The sequence below is a fragment of the Arthrobacter sp. P4_F10 genome (assembly GCF_056401435.1).
Genome location: NZ_JBFUJJ010000089.1, coordinates 1 through 2,211, shown reverse-complemented (window position 1 = coordinate 2,211; position 2,211 = coordinate 1). Strand labels below are relative to the sequence as shown.

The following is a 2,211-nucleotide window of genomic DNA, read 5'->3' as shown; positions in this document are numbered from 1 at the left end:
ACCTGTGGTTGGGGGTCCTCGACCGTGAATGGTGTTCCGGCGGTGACCTACTCTCCCACACCCTCCCGGGTGCAGTACCATCGGCGCTGTGGGTCTTAGCTTCCGGGTTCGGGATGGGACCGGGCGTTTCCCCCACGCTATGACCGCCGTAACCCTGTGTCCGCACCCTGCCGGCCGTGCCGGGGGTGGGAAATCTGGTGGTTACAACATCTGTGGTGTTGTTATTTTGTTGTCGGTTCCTGTGCAACAGTGCCGTCGGTGACGGGTTTGTTGTTTGGGAACCACATAGTGGACGCAAGCAGTCTTGTTTCTTTGTACCCTTCCCGGGGTGTGAACGTCTTTTGAATCCGTTCACGGGATGGGTGTGTGGTGTAAGTTATCGGCCTATTAGTACCGGTCAGCTTCACGAGTCGTTAGTCCTCGCTTCCACATCCGGCCTATCAACCCAGTGGTCTGGCTGGGGGCCTCTCACACRCAAGGTGTATGGAAATCTCATCTCGAAGCGAGCTTCCCGCTTAGATGCTTTCAGCGGTTATCCCATCCGAACGTAGCTAATCAGCGGTGCACTTGGCAGTACAACTGACACACCAGAGGTTCGTCCGTCCCGGTCCTCTCGTACTAAGGACAGCCCTTCTCAAATTTCCTGCGCGCGCAGCGGATAGGGACCGAACTGTCTCACGACGTTCTAAACCCAGCTCGCGTACCGCTTTAATGGGCGAACAGCCCAACCCTTGGGACCTACTCCAGCCCCAGGATGCGACGAGCCGACATCGAGGTGCCAAACCATGCCGTCGATATGGACTCTTGGGCAAGATCAGCCTGTTATCCCCGAGGTACCTTTTATCCGTTGAGCGACGGCCATTCCACAATGTACCGCCGGATCACTAGTCCCGACTTTCGTCCCTGCTCGAGATGTCTCTCTCACAGTCAAGCTCCCTTGTGCACTTACACTCGACACCTGATTGCCAACCAGGCTGAGGGAACCTTTGGGCGCCTCCGTTACTTTTTAGGAGGCAACCGCCCCAGTTAAACTACCCATCAGGCACTGTCCCTGACCCGGATTACGGGCCGAAGTTAGATGTCCAAAGTGACCAGAGTGGTATTTCAACGATGACTCCACCCGAACTGGCGTCCGGGCTTCAACGTCTCCCACCTATCCTACACAAGCCACTCCGAACACCAATACCAAACTATAGTAAAGGTCTCGGGGTCTTTCCGTCCTGCTGCGCGTAACGAGCATCTTTACTCGTACTGCAATTTCGCCGAGTTTATGGTTGAGACAGCGGGGAAGTCGTTACTCCATTCGTGCAGGTCGGAACTTACCCGACAAGGAATTTCGCTACCTTAGGATGGTTATAGTTACCACCGCCGTTTACTGGGGCTTAAATTCTCAGCTTCGCCTTGCGGCTAACCGGTCCTCTTAACCTTCCAGCACCGGGCAGGAGTCAGTCCGTATACATCGTCTTGCGACTTCGCACGGACCTGTGTTTTTAGTAAACAGTCGCTTCCCCCTGGTCTCTGCGGCCCCGATCCCCTCCCACCAGCAAGTGGTGTTCAAGGTTGGGGCCCCCCTTCTCCCGAAGTTACGGGGGCATTTTGCCGAGTTCCTTAACCATAATTCTCTCGATCGCCTTAGTATTCTCTACCTGATCACCTGTGTCGGTTTGGGGTACGGGCGGCTAAAACCTCGCGTCGATGCTTTTCTCGGCAGCATAGGATCACCGAATCCCCCCATACGGGGGTCCCGTCAGATCTCAGGCATCATGAACGGCGGATTTGCCTACCGTTCGCCCTACATCCTTAGACCGGGACAACCATCGCCCGGCTCGGCTACCTTCCTGCGTCACACCTGTTAATACGCTTGCCTCCCAGGATCAGGTCCCGCGCTCCACCAAAACCCTTCCACCCCGAAGGGTAGKCAGGCAGGTTTCGGGCGGTTAGTGTCCCCTGTTCAGCATGGGCGGTTTTTCGCCGGTACGGGAATATCAACCCGTTGTCCATCGACTACGCCTGTCGGCCTCGCCTTAGGTCCCGACTTACCCAGGGCAGATTAGCTTGACCCTGGAACCCTTGATCATCCGGCGGACGGGTTTCTCACCCGTCTTTCGCTACTCATGCCTGCATTCTCACTCGTGTAGGCTCCACCGCTGGTTTCCACCGCGACTTCACTGCCCACACGACGCTCCCCTACCACTCCAGACGCCTGAACCA

General features: G+C 56.5%; 2 rRNA genes. Both read right to left on the bottom strand.

Annotated features, from left to right (window positions below):
- Window positions 1-34 precede the first annotated feature (34 nt).
- Window positions 35-151, bottom strand: a 5S ribosomal RNA gene (gene rrf, locus AC1DR1_RS23105).
- A gap of 215 nt (window positions 152-366) precedes the next feature.
- Window positions 367-2,211: ribosomal RNA gene (locus AC1DR1_RS23100) — 23S ribosomal RNA — on the bottom strand; the annotation flags it as partial.